Genomic DNA, 22,639 nt, shown 5'->3' with positions numbered 1-22,639 from the left:
TTATCCGAAAAAACGTATATAAGCGCCCGGTTGGGGGTCAAAAAAAGAAGATATGTGCGAAAAAACGTATAAAACACGTTTTGCTGGCGGTCAAAAGACGAGGTTTATACGAAAAGTCGTATAAATGGTCTGGTTGCTGGATATGCAAAGCCCAGTCCCTGAAGCTGCTTCTCAGACGCTACGTCGGGCGGCGTCCCTTTTTCCGCTTGGACTTGTGTCGCTTCGGCATATACCCGTTGTTCCTTCCTCGCGCTTCTTCTAAATTCAAGGAACGTGTACGCAAAAACGCCGCCCGTTTCCCACAGGGAATCCGGACGGCTCGTGCGCCGCTCTTCTTTTATAGCTGTCTCCATCCTCGCACACTTGCCGCGCGGAGCAGCCATTGATTACTATAAATACGGATAGTTTTTATTGACAACGATCACGTTGATCCGCCACTGCGAGCCTTCGCGCGTGCGCAGCCGAATATCCGCATAGCCGTCCCGCCGCTGGGCGACCGGCAGGATGTCCGTGGCAAATTCGCCCGCCCGCAAAATCCGCTCCGGCCTCCAAATCGTCTGCCCGGCCACTTCAATTTCCGTATAGGACGGCTCGGCGGCATCGCCCGTAACAAACAGCAGATCATAGCGGCCCTTGGGCAGCTCCAGCCGGAACGTCGCTTCGTCTACGCCGCCAATGAAGTCTCGCCGCAGTTCATCGGGCCGCCCCCGGTCCTCGGCCGATAACCCGGAGACGCTCTCCCAGCCGATCCCCGACCGTGCCGAAAACCGCATGTCCGGCGATATTTGGCGGAACGTCTGGCCGAGTACGCCGCTGGCATGTATTTGCCGGGGCAGCGCCTGCGCATATTCCTTGCCCGGCAGCTCCCGACCGACGCCAAAGTCCAGGCGATAAGCGGCCAGCCTAGATTCGCGATGATTGCCGGCATAATAATCAAATGTAAAATGATCGAGCAGACGGCTGCCGTCCGTGTCGCTGTCTTTGCCGAGGAACACGCGCCGCCCGGTATGAGCATAGTGGATGCGAGGCGCGCCGGGTTGTTCCGTCTGCACACGGCTCATCGCCCCAGCCGGTTCATCTGCACTCACGACCCTCAGCTCATCCGCATGCCCAGCCGTCAGTCCATCCGCATGCTCAGCCCTCAACCCATCCGCATGCTCAACCGTCAGTCCATCTCCACATGCAGCCGTCAGCCCAACTTCCAGCGCATATGCATCTGCATTCACGACCCCCAGCTCATCCGCATGCCCAGCCGTCCCTACGTATGCCGGCTCCCCGGCCTGCGCCGCCGGCTCCGCACATACCTCATACTTGCCGCCAACTGCCGTGCGGAACGTAATCAATCCGTCGTCCGTCACCTCATACGGCTGCTCCGCCGACTCCCCGCCGTTGTCCAGACGCGATACGCATATTCGCTGCCCGTCCCCATACGGATTGCGCAAAACAATCTTCCCGCCGGCCCGGCTGTGAATCCGCACCCAGCTCGCACTGCCGCCTCGCCGTTCCGCGCTGACCTCGAACGCGCCGACCGCCAGCAAACCGTCAAAGCGGCAGTCGTCCCAGGCCGCATAAGTACTAGCCGCCCGGCCTGATTCATGCTCGTATATGCCGTGCAGCCGCTCCGGTTCGCTCTCTCCCCCAGGCACAGCCGGGAACACCTCGATGATGCCGCTATAGCTCTGCAGCAGCATCTCGTTGACCGCGGCTACGAGTTCGCCAGAGCCTTCCATCATAAACGGATGGTACAGCGGCTCGTTGGTGATGTTGCAATAGTTCATCCAGCGCTCCGTCTCCTCCGAGAACATCCCGTTGCAGCGCAGCGACAAGTCGATTCCCTGCTCATACAGCAGCCGCAGCGCCTGATTGCCCCGGCCCAGCCGGGAGGCGGCGCAGGACAGCCAGCCAAACTGGAATACGCCGTACTCCAGTTGATGCTCGGCATAACGCAGCGTGTTCTCCGCCCGCTGCCGCAAAGCCGCGGCGCTGTGCCGATCAACCTCGCCGGCGGGATAAATCGGCATCAGCAGCGACGGATGGCGCAGATGCAAGTCCGGCGGCGCCCATTCGGAGTCGAGCCAGACGTCGCCATAGCGGCCGGACACTGCCGCCGGATAAGGAGCCAGGCGCTCCGCCATCTCGCTCCACTTGGCCCGGTCGGCCTCCGACTCGCCGAGCACCATATTGGCTTCCACCGACAGCCGCAGCAAATACCGCACCGAAGCGAGCGTGCATACCGAATTGCGAGTCAGCGGTCCCTGCTCCGGCGAAATGTCGGGAAACACATGCAGGTGCCCCGGCTGCTTCGGATCTTCCTGCAGATAACCCTCAAAAAAACGAATGATCCGGCGGAACAGCGGATAAGCCCGCTCCCGTAAAAAGTCCAGGTCCATGCTGTAGCGGTAATAGTCCCACAAAAACTGCGCGCACCACGGCCAGATGCTGAGATACAACGCATGCGGGTAGTCGGCGGCAACGCCGGGCAAGCCGTAAAATTGACTGGCCATCCGCTCCGCCTCATCGGCGTATGACAGCAAGCCGTCGTTAAACGCCTCGGCCAGCTCCAGCTTGTTGGCCGTATACAGCGGCCAAAACGCCGCCTGAATATTGACATCCCAGTACCACATGCTGCCCCACTTGGTAGGCTTCTTGATGTCCCACAAGCCGTTCAGCCCGCAAGCCTGCGCATACATGCGCCCGCCCTTGCCGCTGCTGCAAGCGATCGCGTACAAGTTCACATACCACAGATCCTCCAGCAGCTTGTCCGGCAGCGTCACCGACGAGCGGCTCCAGAACTGCCGCCAGCTCTCCCGGTGGCGCTCGCGGCGCTGATCGGCCTGCGCGGCATAAGCATCCAGCCGGAGCCGCGCCTGCTCGACAAGCTCCGTCGTCTCCTCCTCGGTCACCACCGTCGTAAGCAGCGTCAGCCTCCGTCCTGCATCACGCAGCCGAATGCGCAATCCGCCGCCGGCATCGGCAGGCTCGACATCCCCCGCAGCCCCGCACAGCCGCAGCATCACAACAAACGAAAACGGCTCATAACGCGATTTGTCCTCGCCATCGGCATAAAACGAACCCCGATAATAAAAAGTCGCGTCGTCCAGCCGCTCGTAGCGCACGTCCATGCCGACATACCGCTCCTGCGGCACAACAAGCGAGACGGCAGGCAGCAAACCCGGCTGCGACTGGCGCACCTCCGTGATCAGCACATCTTCCTCGTTATCGATGCGGGTGTCCGCTTCCAGACGTCGGCCGTCCCGCTCGGCCCGCAAGGCGACGGTCGCCGTCTCCACAATCAGCTGCAGTGAGTAGGTTCCTTCACCCGTCTCAATGCCCGGCTTCACCTTATGCGGGCCTTCACCCGCCTCAACGTCCGTCTTCACCATATGCGGGCCTTCGCCCATAAGAGTTCCGTCCACTTCCAGCCGAAGCTCGCCCGTCGGATAATGCGAGACGCCCCCGGACGGCTTGCCGTAGTGCCGGTACATATTGTCCGGATTCAGCGCATCGCCGTACAGATAAAACGGACCTTGCGCCGGGTCGCGGTACATCTCCGCAGCCCGGCGCTTCAGCTCCTCGAACGTATATCCGTACATGCGGGTAAAGTCGCAGCCGTCCCCGTCCCTGTACGTCTGGCTGTAACGGTGCAGCTTGCGATAATACACCTCGTAGTGATTCATCGCGATCGTCAGCCGGCCGTCCTCGCCGTAAACCATGCCGCCGAACTGCCCGTTGCCGAGCGGCAGCGCTTCGTTCCAGCCGCTCTGTGCGTTGGTGTAGGTGACGGTATGCATCTTCCGCATGTCGCTCCCCCTCTATCTGCCGGTCAATTCCCGGTAATATTCGTCCAGGTCGATCGATTGCCCGTGAGCCAGACGCGACCTCTCGGCGGCAAACGCCATCAGATGACTGCGCACCGACGCCGACGCCGAGGTTAAGCTCTCCGCGCCGCTGCCGTATGCGCGCACCTCCCGCAGGAAGCTGCGCACGATGCCGCTGTCTCCGCCGCCATGGCCGGAGGCCTGCTCGGGAATATCGATCACCGTATGTTCATGGGTTAGAAAATCCATCACCGTAATGCGGCTGCCTTCGCCGCGCAGCTCGCCCCGCGTGCCCATAATCTGAATGCGGCGCTCCTGGTCCCGGGTAAAGCCGCACATGCTGAACATCGCCGTAGCGCCGCTGGCGAATTCCATATTGACGACTTGATGATCCACGACATTATTGTCGCTTCTGTAAACACAGCGGCCGTAGTTTGTCTCCTGCAGCCCTTGCACAATGCTGTCCCGCGTCAGTCCCTCTGTAAAGTGCCGCGCCCATGACATGCCTTCGCCGAGATAGAAGCGCGGCGCCGAATACGGACAGGTCGGCTCCACCTCGCAGCTCAGACAACGGTCCCCCGAACCGGCCGGAGCGTTCCCCTCGTGAAAATGCATCAGCGAGCCAAACGAGCTGATGCGCCGGCACGGCTGATCCATCAGCCAGCTCAGCACATCCATATCATGACAGGATTTGGCCAAAATCATCGGGCTGGACTGATCCGAATTGCTCCAGTTGCCTCGGACAAAGCTGTGCGCCATATGCCAGTAGCCGACATTTTCGTTTAACTGAATCGAAGCCACCTCGCCGATTCGCCCCTCGGACAGCAGGCGTTTGATCGCCGACCAGAACGGCGTATAGCGCAGCACGTGGCAGATCGTCAGCAGCCGGTCGTTCTCCTTGGCCGCCAGCTCCATCTGCACACACTCCTGAGGCTCCGGCGACATCGGCTTCTCCAGCAGCACATGGTACGATTGCCGCAGCGCCCGCACCGTCGGCTCCGTATGCATCCGGTCCTGCGTCGCGATCACCGCGATATCCGCCAAGGGTCCCGCGGCCAATAGCTGCTCCCAGCTCGTGTAGCAGCGTTCCTCCGCAATCCCGTGCCGCCCCGCAAACTTCGCCAGCCGCTCGGGATTCGCCTCCGCTACCGCTACAAACTTCAGCTCATGCGGATAATCGAGCGCATACTGCGCATAGGCCGAACCCCGTGCTCCCGCGCCGATCATAATTGCAGTTAGCTGCTTCATCTGTCTCTCTCCTCCCGCTTCCGCCTCACCAGTACGTCTTCCAGTCCTTGATCGACCGGACAAGCGTCTCGAAGTAATAGTAATCGCCCCAGATGCAGCATTCGTCGACGCCATGCCCCAGCGGCTTGCCGTACACCGCATGCAGCAGCACCCCATTGGAGCTTGGATCGGCAGCGGCCGTGTAGCGTTCGGCCAGCGACCGCAGGATATGCAGCGCAGCATGCTCATACAGCCGCTTGTTCGCATCGCCCTCGGGCAGACGCCCCGCCAGCTCCAGCATGCCGCTCGCCGCAATCGCCGCAGCCGAGCTGTCCCGCTCTTCGCTGCCTTCGGTGAAGATCAAGTCCCAGTAACAGACATCGTCCTTCGGCAGCCGGTTGAGGAAGTAATGGGTCACCTTCTGCCCGATATCCAGCAGCCGGTCATCCCCTGTATAACGGTGGCCCAGCGCAAACCCGTAGATCGCCCAAGCCTGCCCGCGCGACCAGCACGAATCGTCGGAGTAGCCTTGCTGCGTCTTGCCGTAACGCGGCTCGCCTGTCTCCACATCCATATAGAACGTATGGTACGTCGAAGCGTCCTCCCTGACCAGATAAGCGGCCGCCTGGCGGACATGGCTGTCCGCCGCCCGCGCATAGCGGCGATCGCCTGTCATCTCGCCAGCCCAGTACAGCAGCGGCAAATTCATGCAGCAGTCGATAATCATGCGGCCGCGCTGCTTCGGATCGTCCAGATTGCCCCAAGCCTGAATAATGCCCGCCTGCTCGAAATACCGTTCCATCAGCAGATCGGCCGCCAGCAGCGCCGTCCGCTTGGCTGTCTCGCTGCCGGTCAGCTTGTACGCCGACACGCAAGAGAGCGTATACAGAAAACCGAGATCATGGGTAGCCGTATGCTTCCTCTCCTGCAGACGCGTCTGATAGCTTTCCAGCTGGCCTTCCGCCGTCTCCCGGTATTTGGCTTCGCCCGTCAGTTCATAAGCCAGCCAGAGCATGCCGGTCCAGAAGCCCGGCGTCCACTCGACGTTGTCCCAGCTCTCGTAGACGTTGCCCTTGCTCGACGGCGAAGGAAACCGGTGCGCATACGCCTGCAGGTTGCGGTCAATCTGCTTCAGCACGAATTGCACCGCTTCCTCGAGCCACGGCGCGGACAGCTCCGGCGCTTGCGCATATTTGCCGCCGAACCGGTGGCCTTCGTCTCTTACTTGCTTCATGCTGCGTTCTCTCCCCCATCCGTATCAGGCGGCTGCCGCCGTCTTACGCCATTATTCCTTGATCGCGCCGATCAGCACGCCTTTGACGAAGTACTTTTGCAAAAATGGATACAGGCAAATAATCGGCAGCGTAGATACGATAATCGTCGCATATTTGATCGTCTCGCCGATGGCGAACTTGTCGTCGCTGGCCGCCCCCGTCATCATCGAATCCGTGCTGTTGGCGATCAAAATCTCGCGCAGCACGAGCTGCAGCGGATACGCCTCCCGGTTGCGCAGATACACGAGCGCGCTGAAGTAGGAATTCCAGTGCGCGACCGCATACCACAAAATCATAACGGCGATCACCGGCATCGACAGCGGGATAATGATGCGGAACAAAATCGTCCAGTCGCCGGCTCCGTCCATGCGGGCCGATTCCTCAAGACTGACCGGAACGCCCTGGAACGACGTGCGCATGATGATCAGGTTATACGTATTGATCGCGCCCGGAATCAGCAGCGCCCAGATCGTATTCATCATGCCGAGATCGTTCACCAGCAGGAACGTCGGGATCAGACCGCCGTGGAACACCATCGTCACCACGATAAAAAACATCATCGCATTGCGGAAATACAGTTTATTGCGCGACAGCACGTAGGCGCCGATCGCTGTCATCAGCAGGTTGATCGTTGTGCCGAGCGTGACGTACAGCAGCGTATTTTTATACCCTTGCGTAATCATCGGATTGTCGAATACCGCTTTGTATGCGCCCAGATCGAAGCCGACCGGCTTCAGCATAATCCCGCGATGCTGCAAGAACGACGGCGCGTCGCTCAGCGATGCAAACAGCACGTAAATAAACGGATATAAAGTGACGATACATAACCCGATCATCAGAAAGCCGTTAAACAGGCCAAATGCCCGCTCACCCGAGGTTGGCTTCATTTCCGGTTCCCCCTTCGCGTATTGGCCGTTACCACAGCTTGTTCTCGCTGATCCGCTTGCTGAAGCTGTTGGCTGCAACGATCAGGATAAAGCTGACGATAGAATTAAACAGTCCGACCGCGGCCGTAAAGCTGTAGCTGGATTCCAAAATCCCTTTGCGGTATACATAAGTCGAGATCACGTCCGCCGTCTCGTAAGTCAGCGGGTTGTACAGCAGCAGCACCTTTTCGCTGCCCACAGTCAGCATGTTGCCCATATTCAGGATGAACAGGATCACAATCGTCGGCATGATGCCCGGGATCGTGACATGCAGCACCTGCTTCCAGCGGTTCGCGCCATCCATGCGGGCGGCTTCGTACAAGGTCGGATCAATGGTGGCGATCGCCGCCAGGTAAATGATCGACCCCCAGCCGATGCCCTGCCAGATGCCGGAGGAGACGAACAGGAACCGGAACCAGCCTTCTTCCTTCAGGAAATCGATCGGCTCGACGCCGAATTGGCCGAGAATCTGGTTGATCAGACCGGTGCGGCTCAGGAAGTCGACCATCATGCCGGCCACTACCACAATCGAGATGAAGTGAGGCAAATACGAGATCGTCTGCACGAGCCGCTTGAACATCGCCTGACGGATTTCGTTGAGCAGCAGCGCCAAAATAATCGCCGCCGGGAAGCCGAAGATCAGCTCATAGAGGTTGATCAAAATCGTATTTTTCAGCAATCGCCAAAAATAAATGCCGTTAAAAAAGCTATTGAAATGATCGAAACCGACCCATGCGCTTCCCCAAATGCCTTTGGCCGTGGAGAAATCCTTGAATGCGATCTGTAGCCCATACATCGGGCCGTAGTGGAAGATCAGATAATAGGCGATAACGGGAATCGCCATCAAATACGTGGCCCAATGCCGCTTCAGATCGACCCGAATCGTCTGCATGACGGTTGGATCCTTGTATTCGCGTTTTGGAGTTGCGTCAGCAAGTGCTGTAGAGCTGTTTTTGGACATTGAATATCACTCCCTTGCCTCTGCCTGGATATAGGAACAGGGAGATGAACCGGTCCATCTCCCTGTCCGAAGTCTTCGACGGCTTAACGTTTGTTATAGCGCTCCAGTGCGGCTTGCTGAATCTTGACGGCATCGTCGATGCCCATGCTTTGGATCTTCTTCACGTATTTGTCGAAGTTCTCGAGCGGCTCTGCGCCCATGATGAACTTCAGCATCATTTCGTCGCGGTATGTCTCGATGTCGGTCATGAGCGAAGCAAACTTGCTCGACTCTTCCTTGGTCGGCGTAACGAGCGGCATTTTGCGCTCAGCCGTCGGCTTCGACCACACTTCAAGCGCTTCCTGCTGGGTCGGCAGAGCCAGATATTGAATCTGGAAGTTGTCGCTCATGACAAACGGAGCGCTCCACGTCGAACGGTTATGCTTGGCGAACGACTGCTGCAGGCTGACACCGCTCGGTGGATTCATGACGGAATCCAGGAACACGGCGCGGCCGTTTTCCATTTTGTAGCTGACGCCTTCTTTGCCGTAGTTGAACAGCAGGTCGCCTTCCTTGCCGTAAGCATAATCCAGCCATTTGACCGTTTCGATCGGGTTTTTGTTGCTCGTCGTAATCGCCGCGCCAACGCCGTTGGACGCGAAGTCCTTTTGTCCCCAGATCGGTTTGTCACCGGCCTTCAGCACCGGATAGGGCGCCGCCACCAGTTTGAATTTCGGGTCCTTGTCCTTCATCAGGTTGGCGTATTTGCCGATGCCGCCGCCGTTGTAGTAGACGGACGCTCCCAGCAGATCGGTCGTCATTTTGTTGTCGTACAGCTTGTCGTTAGGCGCAGCGAAGTCTTTGTCGAGCAGACCTTCCTTGTACCATTTGTTCATCGTGGCCAGGAACTCTTTGTATTCCGGCTGGACCGGGCCGTAGCTGACTTTGCCGCCGACTTGATAGAAGCTGTAGTTGATGCCCCAAGCGCCGAGGAACGGTGCATCCACGCCGATCATCGCTTTATCGAGGTAGAACGGAATTTCATCTTGCTTGCCGTTGCCGTTCGGATCTTTTTCTTTGAAGGCTTTCAGCACTTGATACCACTCGTCGATCGTCGTCGGCATTTTCAGGTTAAGCTTGTCGAGCCAGTCCTGGCGGATACCCGGGCCGAAGAATACGCGCACCTTCTCGCCGCCCCGCAGGAACGGGAACGAATAGATGCTGCCTTCGTCGGTCATGATCTGCTTCTTCCAGTCCGGATGCTCTTCAAGCAGCTTCTTCAGGTTAGGCGCATGCTTGTCGATCAGATCGTTCAGCTTGATGATTTTGCCGTCCAGGATCGCTTTCTCCGGACCGCCCGGATAGTTGCTCGTCCAGATCGTCTCGATCACATCAGGCAGCTGGCTGGAGGCGAACATCAGATTTAATTGTTCTTTTTGCTGCTGCGCGTCAAGCGGAGGATGCTGGAATTCCACTTTGACGCCGGTAATTTTCTCGAGTTCTTTGTACATCTCCATCTCGGCATATGTTTTCATCTGTGCCGCGGCCGCCGCGTGGTTGTTAACCCAATACGTCAAGTTGGTGAGCTTGGGCGGCTGAGTCTCAGCGCCTGCGCTGGGAGTAGGTGTTTTGGTGCCCGAGTCGCTGCTGCAGGCTGCCACCGAAACGGCGAGCAGAGATGTGAGTGCGACTGTACCGGCATGTTTCATCTTTTTGTTCAAATGAAAGCGCCTCCCTTATTTATCAATGAATGTTTTGGTTTTGCGAATTGCGGCGGTGTGGTTGCCGCGCTTCTGGTTCTCAGTGTAGGCGCCGGAAGCGCGTCTGAACACTTTCGATTTTTGCTTCGGGTTGATTTTTCGTAAGGTCAACGGGCCGTTCCAAAAAATAATCAGTCGTCATTAAAAAACGTCAGTGCAGCCAAAACCGCTCTGTAGAGCCATTTCTGCGGCTTTGATACGGATAACGCCTTATGGCGCCTTTAGAAGCCTAAGCCGTGCGGCAATCCAAAAATCGAACAATCACCGGAGCTTAAACGGTCTGAGACTAAACAAAAACGGCTTCTCTGCCCTGCCGGAAGCAAGGGGAGGCCGTTTTTGGAAATAAGCAGCGTGCGCGCTCCGTTAATCGGAGTCGCCCTGCATCATCGTCTCGCGGTATTTGCCCGGAGGGATGCCCTCCACTTTTTTGAACGCCCGCAAAAATACGATATCGTTCACATAACCGACCATCGACGCGATTTGCGCATTGGTCAGGCTCTTGTCTTCCATCAGCTGCTTGGCCTTGTCGATGCGTTTGCGCGTGATGTAGTCGACCAGCGTCTGACCTTGGTGCTTGCGGAAAAACGTCGAGATATACGGCGGCGTCAACCGGACGTGATCGGCGATCAGCGCCAGGCCGAGATCGGGATTGTCGATGGAAGCTTCAATAAAGCGGATAATGTCCTGGAGCAGCTGCGGGCTGCCTCCCGTCCGCTCCACCTTGAACGAATCGGCCAGCTTGTTATAGAGTGCCTTAATTTTCAAATGCATATCCTCGGCCGTCTGGTAGCTGAATACCGCCTTGATCAGATCAAAATCATCGCCCAGCAGCTCGGCCTGATTCGTGTTCGTGGAGTTGACGATTTTCAGGAACGTGCTCGTGACGTTAAAGAACAGACATTTGCCAAGCTCCGGCGTCATCTCGCCCGAATCGAAGTTCATCGAATAAATTTTGTCCAGCAGCTTGTCCGTATTGTCGGTGTCCCCGCTGCGCACAAAATTGACCAGCTGAGTTTCCGTCTCCAGCGGATAGTAATAATGCTGGTTGGAATCGGTAATATCGCTGAAGTGAATAATCGTTTTTTTGCCGCGAATAAGCCGGTACTCCAGCGCCGCCAGCGCCTCCTGATACGAATCATGCACCGCTTTGGCGCCTTGATGAATCTCGCCGGCCGCGAGCGTCAGGTCGATCTTGAACTGCTCGGTAAGCACGCTGTTGATCGTAGCGGCGATCTGCCGCAGCCCCTCGGCTGCCGTCTCGCCCGATTCCGGGCGGAAGTTGACGAGAAACGCCACGCGGTCGCGATCCAGCTCCACGGAATAGCCGTGCTGCGCCGGCGAGATCAGGTCCGTGCCGACATTGGCCACCATAAACCGCACAAGCGCGGACTGCTGCTCGGATTCCTTCTCCGTCAGCCGCTTGTAATCCTCGATGTGTACAAGCAGCACGGCGAATCGATCGCCGACAAACGATACGCCCATAAATTTCTGCATCTCATCGCTGTCCGCGGACACGTCGGCGTCCATATAACCCTGCACGAGCCTGGATAAATAGTTGGCGCGGATCAGCGGAATTTGCTGCCCCAGCTTGGCCCGCAGGTTTTTCTCCTCGTACAGCGAGCCTTCGATCGTCTCGCGGATAAAATCGTATTCGTTGGCGGCCGGACCGGACGGCATCTGCTTGCCGCGCAAAATCGCGTTCACCATGTTGCGAAGCGGCTTATAGCTGCGGTATGCCCCTGTGTACACGGCCAGCAGACCGGCGATCAGGCAGCAGGCAAGCAAGCCAAGCGCCCACTTCTGAATATAGTTGACCTGCTTCATGAACACATCATGAGGCGTAATCGACACATAGCTCCAGCCGGCTTTGTCCGAGGAGGTTACCGATACCATTTGATCCGAGTCTCCCACCCTGTAGGAGAAAGGCGACGTATTTTCCCGGACGCGGGCCAGCAGGTCGGCAGCCAGCGGCTCGTTGCTAGTGCTCATGATCGTCTTGTCCGTATGGTCGATGATGTAAATTTCGCTGCGGCTGGCGGCTTCCAATTGTGCAAACGCTTCCCGGATCGGGCTTACATCGATCAGCACAACCAGATTGCCCAGCGCTTCATTCGGCGTGCGGATCGGCAGCGTCTGCGCATATACAACCACATTGTCCGGCATATATTCGTTAACGCCCGGCAGGTCGTCGCTGCGGACCAGCGCGCGGGCGGCCCAGTAGGACGATTGATGCACACCCGACAAAAGCTCGCGGCGCCACTGCTCGTAAGGCATGTCGGCGAACGCATAGTGAGTCGTATAAAACGTATGGGAATCGGTAAGCAGATTCGCCTTGACGATTTTGTCGCTGTTGCGGAAATACACATAATAATCAAAAATAAAGCTGCTTGTCATATTGCGATAGCGGTTCATCTTGTCGCGCATGAATTCCACAAACCGGTATTCATCCATGCTATCCGCGCCGGCGGGCACCTTCAGCAAATATTCGGCTTGCGGGTCCAGCACGACCTGACGCATCAGGTTGTCCACCTCGGACAGCTTCGCGTCCAGCGACAGCTTCATTTGCTCGAGCATCGCCGAATTCGAGCGGTTCGCATTGTTCATTAAGCTGTCTTCTACCTTGGCATACAGGAATATACCCATGGCAATCGGGATCAGCAGGATGAGCAAGTTGGAGACGATCATCGTTTTCAATGCGCTTTTACCCCGGAGTAATGGCAGTCGGGACAGTGCTTTTCTCAAATAATCACGCCCATTCGCTATGCTGTGCCAAAATTATACCCCGAACTGTGCGAAGGGGGAAGGAGGAAAATTCTAGCGCGGACAGCTTGGGCGGTCCTCCCCCTCCTTCGTGCGCCGCTCCTATAAGCCGCACTTGCCCCTACGGCAGGCTGCCGGCTGGCAATCCGCAGCAGCTATCGGCTTGGCGGCTTGCCCCCGCACTTTAGTTAAGCGACCGGCGTGCCGTCGGGCACGGATTCATCAGGCCGCAGCAGAATGACGTCCCCTTCCTCGGGCACGCCGCCCAGCACCAGCACCTCGGAGACGTAGCCGGCAATTCGCCGTGGCGGGAAGTTCACTACAGCCGCCACCTGCCTGCCGACTATCGCTTCCGCCTCATAACGTCTCGTAATTTGAGCCGACGACTTCTTCACGCCAAGGGGACCGAAGTCGATCTCCAGCTTTATTGCCGGTTTTCTCGCCTCGGGAAACGGCTCCGCACGCAGCACCGTACCGATTCGGATATCCAGCGCCATAAAATTTTCTATAGTTGCCGACACAGAACACTCCTCCAATCACCACTTTGTCCCCGCGCCTGCTCGTGTCCCGCCATCGCACGGGCGAGAGTGGCGGCAAAAGGCAGCCGCACGGACTAACGTACACCATCCATCATACCGCTCTACTGCATCAGATGCTTGGAAAAAATCGCTTAACGCTTTCTCTCCATTCCGGCAGCAGACATGGATTGGCCCCTCAGGGAATATGCTGTACCACAAGCCTATGGACCGATTCACCCCACAGCGCGGGTCAGGCCGGCAGGCGATGAAGGACAAGGACCCTGCCGGCATGAACCTGACAGCCCTTCCCAATAAGAGAGGAGACCCGTTATGCAAATCCATGTCGTGCAGCCCGGACAATCTCTGTACCAGCTCTCCCGTACTTACGGAGTAACCGTCGCCGCCATCGCGGAAGCCAACGAGCTGCGTACGGCGGATACGCTGGTCATCGGCCAGGCGTTAGTCATTCCGATCGTCGGCCGGTATGTGTGGGTTCGCCCCGGGGACACGCTTGCCGGCATCGCCGGCGCTTACGGCCTTACGGCGCAGCGTCTGGCGGAGGTAAACGGAATAAGCGCCACTCAGACGCTGCAAGTAGGGACCCGGCTGTACATCCCGCCGGCTCCCCGCCGAAGCGCCGAGAGCAACGCTTATATCGAGCCGCGGGGCAATGCCGTCAGTCCGGCGCTGACGGAGGCCGCCCGTTCCGCTGCGCCGCATCTGACTTATCTTGCCCCATTCAGCTTCCGGATTAAGCGGGACGGGACTCTTCAGCGTCCCCCGCTTGGCGGGCTTCCTCAGCTTGCTCAGGCCCAGGGCGTCACCCTGATGATGGTCGTCACCAATCTGGAGAACGACCAGTTCAGCGCTGCGCTCGGAGAGGTTGTGCTGAACGATCAGGCCGTGCAGGATAAGCTGCTCGCCACGATCATCGCCACCGCCCGCGAGCTGGGCTTCCGGGATATTCACTTCGACATCGAGCATTTGCGTCCCGAAGACCGCGAAGCGTACAACCGCTTCCTGCGCAAGGCCGCACAGGCTATCCACCGGGAAGGCTTCCTGATGTCGACGGCGCTAGCTCCGAAGACAAGCGCCTCCCAGACCGGCGCCTGGTACACGGCCCACGATTACAAGGCTCATGGCGAGATCGCCGACTTCGTCGTCATCATGACCTATGAATGGGGCTACAGCGGCGGGCCTCCCATGCCTGTGTCGCCGATCGGGCCGGTGCGGCAAGTGCTGGAGTATGCGCTGACCGAGATGCCCGGCGCCAAGATCATGATGGGGCAAAATCTGTACGGCTACGACTGGACGCTGCCTTACGTCGCGGGAGGAGCATATGCACGGGCCGTCAGTCCGCAGGAGGCGATCCGGCTCGCGCGTACCCATAATGCGCGGATCGAATACGACGACAAGGCGCAGGCGCCGCACTTTACCTACTGGGATAATGCCGGGCGGGAGCATATCGTCTGGTTCGAGGACGCCCGCTCGATTCAGGCAAAGTTCGACCTGCTGAAGGAGCTCGGACTGTGGGGCATCAGCTATTGGAAGCTGGGCCTTCCCTTCCCGCAGAACTGGCTGCTGCTGGAGGACAACTTCAAGATCGCCAAGCGGAGCTAGCGCTGCCCTCAGACGAAGGAGAAAAGCCGGCGGAAGCCCGATCACAAACAGAGCAGGCGCGGAAGCTTGGACCGCAGCCTGCTCTTTCTTTTCGGCATCGAGCCGTCCCGGATAATTTTCGCACCGCATACACGCGTTTACAGGAATTTTGCCATGGCATGTTTGCAAACCCACCAGAATCGGAACATAATAAAACCAGCGTCACTCAAGCTTCCAGCTTGCCGTCAGGAGGTTCAACGTGGAAAAATTGTGGACAAAATCATTTATTCAATTGACGCTCGGCATGCTGGTCTTATTTACGGGCTTTTACCTGCTGCTGCCTACAATGCCGCTGTTTATCAAGGAAATGGGCGGCACGGAGTCACAGATCGGACTCGCCGCCGGAGCCTTTACGCTGACTGCGGTCGTGTTCCGCCCCCTGGTCGGGGGATTGCTGGACCGTTACGGCCGCAGGTCCTTCATGATCTGGGGACTTTTATTCTTTATCCTATGCATGTATCTATACGAATGGGTGGCCGGCATTGCGATCCTGCTCGTACTCCGCGCGCTGCACGGCGCTACCTGGGCGTTCTCCACGACGGCCGTCAGCACCTCGGTCACGGACATGATCCCTGTCTCGCGCAGGGGAGAAGGCATGGGCTGGTTCGGGATGGCGATGACCGTCGCCATGGCCATCGGGCCGATGCTGGGGTTATGGATGCTGCAGAGCGCCTCGTTCCAAGGGCTGTTTCTGCTGGCAACCGGCTTGTCCGCGGCCGCCCTGCTGCTCGTGTTCAGAGTCCGGGTTCCCTTCCAGCCTGCGTCGCCTGCCAGGAAGATTCAAATCTTCGAGAGATCCGTTCTGCCCGTCGCGTCATCGCTCTTCTTCCTGGCCGTCGCCTACGGCGGCATCACGACCTTCCTGCCGCTGTTCGCCGAGTCGATCCGCGTGAATTCCGGGACGTTTTTTCTCATCTACGCTCTGGCGCTCACCTTGATCAGACCGCTCGCCGGCAAGCTGTCCGACCGGTTCGGCGAAGCCTACGTCATCCTGCCTTCGCTGGTCATCACGATCGCCTCGCTGCTCGTGCTGAGCTTCTCTACCGGACTTGGCGGAGTCATCCTGGCTGCTGTGCTGTATGGAATCGGCTTCGGCTCGGCTCAGCCGGCCCTTCAAGCGGCCAACCTGCGTTTGGCTCCCCCGGACAAGCGGGGAGTCGCCAACGCGACTTATTTGACCGCCTTCGATCTCGGCATCGGGCTTGGCGCGATTATGCTGGGCTGGGTTTCCCAATACTCCGGGTATGAGCTGCTGTTTACGGTATGTGCGGTATCGGTCGCCGTATCGGCGCTGGTGTTCGTCTCCTTTGCCAGACGGCCCCTGCGGGAGAAGGAGGCGAGAGCGCTGTGAAGCAGGCTGCGACCCGCCGCAAGCACCGCTGGCTGTATGCCGGGGCGATCCTCCTCGCCGTGCTCGCCGCGATCGGCTTCATTTACCTGCGGCCCTACGAGCCGGATGCAAGAGCGGCCGCTGCCCTGAACAGCGGAGGTGACATCCGGATTGTAAACGGGCCGGACTGGATCAGCTTCGTGCCGGAGAAACGAACGGAGCCTAGCGTCATCTGGTATCCGGGCGGTCTGGTGAAGCCCGAAAGCTACGCGCCGATGGCCCGGGCGCTCGCCTGGACGGGGCATGCCGTGTACGTCGTCAAGATGCCACTGCACCTCGCCGTGCTCGGCGGCGAGCGGGCGCTGCCGCTGATCGAGGGCGAGCCGGACGCTGACTTTGTCATCGGCGGCCATTCCTTGGGCGGCGTCATGGCATCCAGATTTGCCGCCAAGCATCCGCAGCTTGTCCGGGGCGTTTTCTTCCTCGGCTCCTACCCCGATCCGCAAGGGGCGCTAACCGGTGCCGGGCTTCCCGTGCTGTCGGTGACCGGCTCACTCGACGGTGTGCTGAACCGCGAGAAATATGAGCAGGCTCGAAGCCTGCTGCCTGCTTCGACCCAATATGCGGAGCTAGAGGGCGGCAATCATGCCCAGTTCGGCAGCTACGGCCCGCAGAAGGGCGATCAGGCGGCCGCTCTGACGCCTGATGCTCAGCAGCTGCAGCTCGTGGAGATGATGGCGGCGTGGCTTGGGCAGATTAAGTAGAGCCTGTGCTTTGCCGCTCAGTGGGACCGAGGGCCGGAACGGATAACCAACCAAACATACCGCATACAAAAAAACGAGCCGGCAGAATCGCTTCTGCGGCTCGTTTGCTATTTCTATGAAGTCTGCGGGTTCTATGAAGCCTCTGTTGGCTTGCCCCGCCCGTGCCTCTAAACACACTTGCAGCAGCTCTCTAGTTAAAATTCTTTCAATGGCCGCTATCAGCCTCTCGTCTACTCGTCTTCCTTGAAGACCGGCCGGATCCGAAGCTCGAAGTCGAATTCCTTCTCATCCAGACGATAAGGCTCCAGCAGCTCCGGTCCGCAGGAGTTCGAGCCGATACCGCTCATCTTGTAATCGAGATGGACTATCGTTTCCTTGCGCTTCACCAGCTCATAGCGATGGCGGGCTTCCGTCAGGTCCAGCGGCGTGTAATGCGCCGCATTGAACGAAAAGCGCTGCGGAGCGTCGAAGCGCAGGCCCATGCCCAGCTCCGTAGAGATGATTGCCCATTCCGTATCGTAGCGGGAGCCGGTCTCCTGCGGCATGATATACTCCTCCGACATCTCGTCGACTGTCAGCAGGTATTTGCCCCGCTTCACGCTCTGACGCTTGTCGATATAGCTTTCATGCGGCCCGTAGCCGAAGTATTCGACTTCCTCATTGCCTGGCGGCATCGTCAGCTGAAGGCCGAAGCGAGGCAGGAACGGAGCGTCGTCCCGCACCTTGACCCGGGTCCCCAGCGTAATAGCCCCCGTCCCGTCCACATGCCACACCGCTTCGCCGTGCAGGATCGGGTACCGGATATAGCCTCCCAGCGAGTAGCTGACCGTAATATCGACCCCGCCCTCATCGTCCTGCGACCAGTCTGCCCGGTACACCTTCATCACGGCGCGGTGGAAGCCCTGCTCCTCCCATTTGTGCCGAATATTCCGGTCGTTGTCAGTAGGCGCGCGCCATATATTAAAGGAAACGGGCCCTTGCAGCAGATTCACTCCATGCTTGGACAGCTTGACGAACGCCCCGTCATACAGATCGAAGGCGTACCGGAAGTCGAAGCCGTTCAGCTCCAGCAGATGCCCGTTCTGCGCAGCCTGAAGCTTGAAGCCCGATGAAGCCGAAGCGGCGATAGAAGGTACGACGGAACCCAGCCCCGAAGCGGCTTCTCCTCCGGTCGCGCCGGCTGCAGCTTGAACCTCCGGCAGCGCGAACTGCTCGAACGTAATCTCGTGGCCGGCTTCGGCCCATGCCGTGTCGCGCTTCGTCCGCACCGTCACCGTCACGTACCGGCGCCCTCCTGCACTTGCTGCCGCCAGCCCGGGAATGGCAACTGCCTGCGTTTGCTGCGGACCGAGCGCTTCCAAACCTTCGATGGCTCCCTGCGCGACCGTTTCTCCATCCTGCTCCAGTTTCCATGAGAAGGCCAGCGCGGACAAATCGCTAAAGTCATAGCGGTTGGTCACCAGCAGCTTGCCGGCAGCGGCGTCCTCCGCTTCGATTTTGACCGGCGCGATCACTTTTTTCAGCTCCAGCAGCCCCTTATGCGGATTGCGGTCCGGAGACACGAGTCCGTCGATGCAGAAGTTGCCGTCATTCGGCTGGTCGCCGAAGTCTCCGCCGTATGCGAAGTAGGAAGTGCCGTCCGGCCGCTCCGTCTTGATCCCGTGATCGCACCACTCCCAGACGCAGCCGCCCATCAGCTTCGGATACTTGTAGATGACGTTCCAGTAATCCATCAGATCGCCGGGCCCGTTGCCCATCGCGTGGCTGTATTCGCATTGAAACAAGGGCTTCGTCTTCGTCTCGTCCTGACCATACTCTTCCATATAGGCGACAGAGGCATACATGCGGCTCTCGACATCCAGACAAGCCGTGTCGGGATCGCCTTTATAGACGAACGCTGCTCCTTCATAATGGACAGGCCGGGAAGCATCCCGCCCGCGAACCCATTCGGCCATCGCCTTATGATTGCCCCCATAGCCGGATTCATTGCCCAGCGACCACATCACGATGCAGGCATGGTTTTTATCCCGCTCGACCATGCGCACCGCCCGGTCCACGAACGCCCCTTCCCACTCCGGATTGGTCGAAAGCTTGTGGAAAGCCCCCTCAGCCCAGCCTTCGGCGCTTCCGATCCCGTGGCATTCCAGATCCGCTTCGTCCACGACGTAAAATCCGTATTGATCGCACAGCTCCAGAAACCTCGGGTCATTCGGGTAATGCGAGGTGCGGACCGTGTTGACGTTATGCAGCTTCATCAGCTTCAAATCCTTGACCATATGGTTCAAAGGAATCGTTTGTCCCAGCGTCGGATGAGAATCATGACGGTTCACGCCCTTCAGCTTGACCGCCTGTCCGTTAACGAGGAAAACGCCGTCCTGAATCCGAATATCGCGAAAGCCGACGCCGAACCGAAGCGTCTCTCCCCCGGCTTGCAGCACCAACTGGTACAAATACGGATTCTCCGCATTCCACAGCTCCGGCTTCGTTACGTTCAGCTCGATCTGGCCCTGTCCGTCGATAGCGGCTTGGCCTGAAGCGACAATACGCCCGTCCCGGTCGAGCAGCTCCGCTTTCACCTCCAGCCGGCCGATCGTTTCGATCTCGCTGCGCAGCACCGCCCCGCTGAAATCAGGGGCAAGCTCCTGCCGGTTGAACACGTCGCGGATATGCGCCCGATCCCGCGCCAGCAGATATACATCCCGGTAGATGCCGGAATATCTCCACAGATCCTGGTCCTCCAAATACGTGCCGTCGCACCACTTCAACACCATCACCGCCACCCGGTTAAGGCCGGTGCGCAGTTGGCCGGTTACCTTAAATTCCGCCGGAATCCGGCTTCCCTGGCTGTAGCCGACATATGTCCCGTTCACCCACAAGTAGAAGCAGGAATTGACCCCTTCGAAGACCAGATACTGCTCCTTGCCGTCCCAGCCTGGAGGCAGCTGAAATTCGCGGACGTACAGACCTGCGGGATTATGATCCGGCACAAACGGAGGATCGCACGGAATCGGATAATTCACATTCGTATAATGAAGCTGATCGTAGCCGTTCGTCTGCCAGCAGGACGGGACGATCAGGTCGTCCCAGCCGCTCACGTCGGCCTCCTCGGCGTAGAAGCCGTCGGCCGCATCCTTCACGCTGCTGTGATACTGAAACTTCCAGCTTCCATTCAGTGTCTGGAAGTAAGGGGAACGTCCCCGCTTGCCGGCTGCCGCCGAAGCCGCATCCGCATAAGGAATATAGGAAGCGCGGGGCGCCTCGCGGTTTTCGTGCAGCACCTGCAGATTCTCCCAATAGGGGGTGACACGTATCATGATGGGATGATCGCTCCTTATCTAATGAAGATGTTGAGATACATCCGGCCGATGGCCGGGCGTATAAGACCACGGTAGGTTCAACCCGCCTCGACCTCACATACTCAAGTTCCTATCCATGCGGTTTTGAAGACACGCCGCTCTCTTCCCCTAAGCGCGTTCAGCGAAACCCGGCCCTTCACGACTTTAAGAACAGGCAAGGCCCGCCACTCAAGCGCAAGTGACGGACCGTTAGTTGTCTAAATCATTTATACCTGCGGCCTCCCTAAGCCTGCAAAGCCAATGCATCGCGGCGCAGATCCAGCCACTCCCGCTCAGCTGTGGTGAGCTGGATGCGGGCGCCCTCGTCGCAGGACTGCAGCTCCGCCGAATTTTGCGCGCCGATCAGCGCGCAGGTCGGAAACGGCTGCTGAAGCACATAAGCGAGCGCGATCTGGATCACGCTTGCCCCTTTGGCCGCAGCCAGCTGCCCGGCCCGCCGCAGCCGTTCCCAGTTGCCGTCATTGTAGAAGACGCGCACCATCTCGGCATTGTCCCGAACCTCGGGGGAGAATCGCCCGGTGAAGAAGCCCCTGGCCTGCGACGACCAGGACAGCAGCGGGAGCCCCGTCCGCTCATGCCAATCGCAAGTAGCCTCGTCAGCCGACACGCAGTCTTTCCAAAACGGCTCGTTGACCTTGGCCAAGCTCAGATTGGGGCTGCTGAAGGCAAAACCGGTAAGCCCATGGGCCGCCGCATAGTCGTTGGCCTCGGCGATCCGCTGCCACGTCCAGTTGGAAGCTCCGATCGCCTGTACGCGGCCTGCCTCCAAATGCTCATTCAGCGCCTCGATAATCGCGCCGACCGGCATATTCTCGTCGTCGCGGTGCAGGGCATACAGCTCGACCGAATCCGTCTGCAGCCGCTCCAGACTTGTCGCCAGATCGGAGTCGATCGCCGCCTTGTTCACACGCGGCCCGTTCGCGTCGTGATGCGCGCCTTTGGTCAGAATAACCAGCTTGTCGCGGTTGTTCCTCTCTTTCATATACCGGCCTATCGTCTTCTCGCTTTCGCCGCCGCAATAACCAAAGGCCGTATCGATCGTATTGCCGCCGATAGCGAGGTAGGCGTCCAGATTCTCGCATACCTTCTCGTATACTTCCGGCCGGAAATAGTCCGAGCCCTTGATCAGCCGGGAGACCGGCTTCGCTACGCCTGCGATTTGAATATATTCCATCGTGATCGCTCCTCTCTTATAGGACGACGCGCCGGCGCTCGCGGGCCGACTCCAGGCAGGCGTCCAGCACCCGCATATTCATCACGGCATCGGACGGTTCAAACGCCGGCGGTTCCCCGGTCAGTACACTGCGCGCGAGCGAATCGGCCTGCAGCGCATAATGATTGACATGAGGCACCTCTACCTCGCGCCGTTCTCCCTTTACCGTTACAAAAAAATTAGCTCCCGCATCCGTCGGTCCGACGTAAGCGGACGGAAACTCGATCCGCCCCTCCGTACCGAGAATCTCCAGAGTGTTGCGGCCTGCCGCCCACATGCCGCAGTCGAAGGTCAGTCCGACCGCCCCCGGGAATTCTACCAGTCCCGAGGCCATCATATCGACATCGCCATGCTGCGGGGAGAAAAAAGCATGAACCGTAACCGCCTCAGGCTCCTGCCCAAGCACGTAACGGGCGGCGCTGATCGGATAGCATCCGATGTCATACAAGGAGCCGCCACCCATGTCGCGGTTGAATCTTACGTTGCCGGCATTGCCCGAGCTGTTGAACGTAAAGGAGCCGCGGATCGCTCTCAATTCCCCGATCTCGCCCGAGGCGATGATCTCGCGCACCATCCGGTAGCGGGGATGATGACGGTACATGAAAGCCTCGGCGAACACAACGCCGGCTTCGGCGCAAGCCGCAACCATCTCTTCGGTCTCTGCCGCGGTCAGAGCGGCAGGCTTCTCGCACAGCACATGCTTGCCCGCTTGTGCAGCCTTGATCGTCCATTCACGGTGCAGATGGTTCGGAAGCGGAATGTACACGGCATCGATCGACTCGTCCGCCAGCAGCTCCTCATAGCTCCCGTATGCCTGCGGGATGTCCCATTTCGCGGCCGCCTCCTTCGCCTTATCCAGCGAGCGGCTTGCGATAGCCGCCACCTCGCCAAGCTCCGACTCCCGGATGCCGGGAATGACCGCTCTGAAAGCGATTGCGGCGCAGCCCAAAATCCCAAAGCGCAGCTTGCCTGTATCCTTCGTCATCATTCATCCTCCTCATTGTTCTAGTACCATATTGCCAGTATAAAAGCGTTCAACTAAAATGAAAATATGAACATGTTGCAATGCGATAACACCATATTGACATTTCAAA

The 22,639-nt window shown here is 58.7% G+C and carries 14 protein-coding genes; 3 read left to right on the top strand and 11 right to left on the bottom strand.

The window, feature by feature from the left end; genetic code table 11:
- Positions 1-389 precede the first annotated feature (389 nt).
- From BLR08_RS19155 to csaA, 8 genes are all read right to left on the bottom strand, one after another.
- Positions 390-3,800, bottom strand: a complete 3,411-nt coding sequence (locus tag BLR08_RS19155) for a glycosyl hydrolase family 95 catalytic domain-containing protein (protein WP_256257716.1) — start codon at positions 3,798-3,800, stop codon at positions 390-392.
- A gap of 12 nt (positions 3,801-3,812) precedes the next feature.
- Positions 3,813-5,066, bottom strand: coding sequence for a Gfo/Idh/MocA family protein (locus tag BLR08_RS19150; RefSeq protein WP_072333529.1), 1,254 nt, complete (start codon positions 5,064-5,066; stop codon positions 3,813-3,815).
- Positions 5,067-5,091: 25 nt separating this feature from the next.
- Entirely contained in the window at positions 5,092-6,279 is a 1,188-nt protein-coding gene (locus BLR08_RS19145) for a glycoside hydrolase family 88 protein (protein WP_072333527.1), read from the bottom strand.
- A 51-nt stretch (positions 6,280-6,330) separates the two neighbouring features.
- The gene (locus tag BLR08_RS19140; RefSeq protein WP_072333525.1) at positions 6,331-7,206 is read right to left on the bottom strand and encodes a carbohydrate ABC transporter permease; all 876 of its coding nucleotides are present in this window, start codon (positions 7,204-7,206) and stop codon (positions 6,331-6,333) included.
- Between the two features lie 28 nt (positions 7,207-7,234).
- Positions 7,235-8,137 carry an ABC transporter permease gene (locus BLR08_RS19135; RefSeq protein ID WP_072333523.1) on the bottom strand — a complete coding sequence of 301 codons (903 nt, stop codon included), beginning with the start codon at positions 8,135-8,137 and terminating at the stop codon, positions 7,235-7,237.
- A gap of 152 nt (positions 8,138-8,289) precedes the next feature.
- A complete protein-coding gene (locus tag BLR08_RS19130) occupies positions 8,290-9,894 on the bottom strand; it encodes a type 2 periplasmic-binding domain-containing protein (protein WP_072333861.1) in 1,605 nt (534 codons plus the stop codon).
- Between the two features lie 414 nt (positions 9,895-10,308).
- On the bottom strand, positions 10,309-12,630 hold the full coding sequence (locus BLR08_RS19125) for a helix-turn-helix domain-containing protein (protein ID WP_083537368.1): 2,322 nt from the start codon (positions 12,628-12,630) through the stop codon (positions 10,309-10,311).
- 263 nt (positions 12,631-12,893) lie between these two features.
- Positions 12,894-13,226: a chaperone CsaA gene (gene csaA, locus BLR08_RS19120; RefSeq protein ID WP_256257715.1), complete on the bottom strand. Its 333-nt coding sequence runs from the start codon at positions 13,224-13,226 to the stop codon at positions 12,894-12,896.
- Positions 13,227-13,553: 327 nt separating this feature from the next.
- Between csaA and BLR08_RS19115 the strand changes: the two genes are divergently transcribed.
- The 3 genes from BLR08_RS19115 (at position 13,554) to BLR08_RS19105 (ending at position 16,976) form a co-directional block, all read left to right on the top strand.
- Positions 13,554-14,843 carry a LysM peptidoglycan-binding domain-containing protein gene (locus tag BLR08_RS19115; protein ID WP_072333515.1) on the top strand — a complete coding sequence of 430 codons (1,290 nt, stop codon included), beginning with the start codon at positions 13,554-13,556 and terminating at the stop codon, positions 14,841-14,843.
- 238 nt (positions 14,844-15,081) lie between these two features.
- Positions 15,082-16,233, top strand: coding sequence for an MFS transporter (locus BLR08_RS19110; protein WP_072333512.1), 1,152 nt, complete (start codon positions 15,082-15,084; stop codon positions 16,231-16,233).
- Positions 16,230-16,976 (top strand): alpha/beta fold hydrolase, encoded by a 747-nt coding sequence (locus BLR08_RS19105; protein ID WP_072333509.1) that lies wholly within the window; start codon positions 16,230-16,232, stop codon positions 16,974-16,976. Before BLR08_RS19110 ends, BLR08_RS19105 begins: the two co-directional genes overlap by 4 nt.
- A gap of 230 nt (positions 16,977-17,206) precedes the next feature.
- Here BLR08_RS19105 and BLR08_RS19100 read toward each other — a convergent pair whose 3' ends face one another.
- The 3 genes from BLR08_RS19100 to BLR08_RS19090 form a co-directional block, all read right to left on the bottom strand.
- Positions 17,207-20,290, bottom strand: a complete 3,084-nt coding sequence (locus BLR08_RS19100; protein WP_072333506.1) for a glycoside hydrolase family 2 TIM barrel-domain containing protein — start codon at positions 20,288-20,290, stop codon at positions 17,207-17,209.
- Between the two features lie 265 nt (positions 20,291-20,555).
- Positions 20,556-21,506: an aldo/keto reductase gene (locus BLR08_RS19095; protein ID WP_072333503.1), complete on the bottom strand. Its 951-nt coding sequence runs from the start codon at positions 21,504-21,506 to the stop codon at positions 20,556-20,558.
- A gap of 16 nt (positions 21,507-21,522) precedes the next feature.
- Entirely contained in the window at positions 21,523-22,530 is a 1,008-nt protein-coding gene (locus tag BLR08_RS19090) for a Gfo/Idh/MocA family protein (RefSeq protein WP_072333500.1), read from the bottom strand.
- Positions 22,531-22,639: the final 109 nt, after the last annotated feature.

Source organism: Paenibacillus sp. cl123, from assembly GCF_900101595.1.
Classification (GTDB): domain Bacteria; phylum Bacillota; class Bacilli; order Paenibacillales; family NBRC-103111; genus Paenibacillus_G.
This window is presented reverse-complemented; position numbering and strand designations above follow the sequence as displayed.